Annotated in this window: 2 protein-coding genes and 1 pseudogene; all 3 read right to left on the reverse strand. The window is 68.0% G+C overall.

The genetic code is table 11. The annotated features are described in order from the left end of the window. Positions 1-206 precede the first annotated feature (206 nt). Entirely contained in the window at positions 207-1406 is a 1200-nt protein-coding gene (locus B2J89_RS21020) for an acetyl-CoA C-acyltransferase (RefSeq protein ID WP_169170792.1), read from the reverse strand. 12 nt (positions 1407-1418) lie between these two features. Further along, positions 1419-1886, reverse strand: coding sequence for a DUF4442 domain-containing protein (locus B2J89_RS21025; RefSeq protein WP_169170793.1), 468 nt, complete (start codon positions 1884-1886; stop codon positions 1419-1421). 47 nt (positions 1887-1933) lie between these two features. Next, positions 1934-2416: pseudogene (locus B2J89_RS21030) on the reverse strand (3-hydroxyacyl-CoA dehydrogenase); the annotation flags it as partial.

Below are 2416 nucleotides of genomic sequence, written 5' to 3' on the forward strand. Positions count from 1 at the left end.
CTGTCCCCTTGAACCAAGACCGGTCTGCGCCGGTTTGATTGGAAATCACAACGCAGCTCTACGCCTGCCTTTACACCCCGCCCTCAAGGGCGTAGCGAGCAGGCGTCAGGCTAGGCGCGGGTGGCGGGAAACCGGAACGTACTCCCTGTACGTGAGGATTTCCCGACGGGCCCCGCAACGACGCATCACGCCCGCTCGGTAGCCAGTTACACCGCCTCGAAGATGCCGGCGGCGCCTTGTCCCATGCCCACGCACATCGTGACCATGCCGTACTTGAGCTTGTTGCGGCGCAGCGCATGCACCACCGTGGCCGCACGGATCGCGCCCGTTGCGCCCAGCGGGTGGCCGAGCGCAATCGCGCCGCCCATCGGGTTGACCTTGGCCGGGTCCAGGCCCAGGGTGTTGATGACCGCCAGCGACTGCGCGGCAAAGGCTTCGTTGAGCTCGAACCAGTCGATGTCGTTTTGCGTGAGGCCCGCATAGCGCAGCGCTGCCGGAATCGCCTCGATCGGGCCGATGCCCATGATCTGCGGCGGCACGCCCTTGCTGGCGAAGCTCACGAAGCGCGCCAGCGGCGTGAGGCCGAAGCGCTTCACGGCCGATTCGCTCGCCAGGATCAGCGCGCCCGCACCGTCGCTGGTCTGCGAGCTGTTGCCGGCCGTGACGGTGCCGCGCGCCGAGAACACGGTGCGCAGCTTGGCCAGGCCTTCGAGCGTGGTGTCGGGGCGTGCGCCCTCGTCCAGGCTGACGGTGCGGGTCTGCGCCAGCACCTCGCCGCTCTCCAGGTCGGCGCTGCGGTCGGTGACCTCGATGGGGGTGATCTCGTCGGCAAAATGGCCGGCCTGTTGCGCGGCGAGCGCCTTCTGGTGCGAAGCCAGCGCAAACTGGTCCTGTGCCTCGCGCGACACCTTCCACTGCTGCGCCACCTTCTCGGCCGTCAGGCCCATGCCGTAGGCGATGCCGACGTCGCCTTCGCGCTCGAAGATGCTCGGCGAGAGCGAGGGCGCGTTGCCCATCATGGGCACCATGCTCATGCTCTCGACGCCGGCGGCGACCATGACCTCGGCCTCGCCCACGCGGATGCGGTCAGCCGCCATCTGCACGGCCGACAGGCCGGAGGCGCAGAAGCGGTTCACGGTGATGCCGCCCACGCTGGTGGGCAGGCCGGCGAGCACGGCGGCGATGCGCGCCACGTTCAGGCCCTGCTGCGCTTCGGGAATGGCGCAGCCGCAGACGATGTCTTCAATGGCCGCCGGGTCGAGCCCGGGCGCGGCAGCCAGCGCCGCCTTGAGCGTGGTCGCCAGCAGGTCGTCGGGCCGGGTGTTGCGGAAGAAGCCGCGGTGCGAGCGGCCTATGGGCGTGCGCGTGGCGGCGACGATGTAGGCTTCCTGGACTTGTTTGGCCATGGTGAAACTCCTTCAGTTCTTGCGCGGGGTGGCAGGAATCCACGCCCAGGTAAATTCGCATTCGACCGGCTCCACGCCGGCATCGTCGGTCACGGTGACCTGCACGGTGACCTCGCCCTTGTCGCTGGCCTGCATGGCCGCGCACTGCTCGGGCGTGAGCGTAGCCACCGCGCGCAGGCCGCCGGTGGCACGCTTGCGAAAGGCCATCTTCATCTCCTTGGCCAGCGGCGTGCAGTCGTCGCGCACGTTCATGCCCACGACCATGCCGGTGGCCGTTTCGGCCAGCAGGTTCATGGCCGAGGCATGCACGCCGCCGAAGTGGTTGTGCACCTTGTGCGCATTGGCGATGCGCACTTCGACGCGCTCGGGCGTGAGCACGTCGAAGCGGATGCCTGCCGTGCCCGTGAAAGGAACTGCACGGCGCAGGATGATGTTCTGCACGAAGCCGCGCATGAAGGCGGGCGCTTCGTCCAGGCGCATCAGCGAGCGCTGCAGCTTGTTGGGGGCGCGTTCCAAGGCAGTTGCTTTCAATTGCGCACCGGCTTTCCGGTGGACAGCATGCCGAGGATGCGTTCCTGCGTCTTGGGGTGCACGATGAGGCCGCAGAAGGCTTTTCGCTCCAGCGCCATCAGGTATTCCTCGCTGACCAGCGTGCCCGCGTCCACGTCGCCGCCGCAGACCACTTCGGCGATCAGGCCGGCGATGTGGAAGTCGTGCGCGCTGATGAAACCGCCATCGCGCATGTTGACCAGCGAACCCTTGATCGTGGCGATGCCGCTGCGCCCCGCTACCGGGAACAGGCGCCTGGCCGGCGCGCGCCAGCCGCCCGCAGCCAGCGCCTTGGCTTCGTTGAGCGCGACGAACAGCAGTTCGTCCTTGTGCGGCACGATCACGTCGCTGTGCAGCAGGTAGCCGAGCTTGCGCGAATCGAGCGCGCTCATGCCCACCTTGGCCATGGCAGCCGCCGTGAAGCCTTCGGTCAGGAAGGGCAGCAGGTCCTTGCCGGTCGA

The organism is Acidovorax sp. SRB_24 (assembly GCF_012931925.1).

Excerpts from the sequence above, each read along its gene's own strand:
- B2J89_RS21020 (WP_169170792.1), bottom strand. The coding sequence starts at position 1,406 with ATGGCCAAACAAGTCCAGGAAGCCTACATCGTCGCCGCCACGCGCACG.
- B2J89_RS21025 (WP_169170793.1), bottom strand. The coding sequence starts at position 1,886 with ATGCGCCTGGACGAAGCGCCCGCCTTCATGCGCGGCTTCGTGCAGAAC.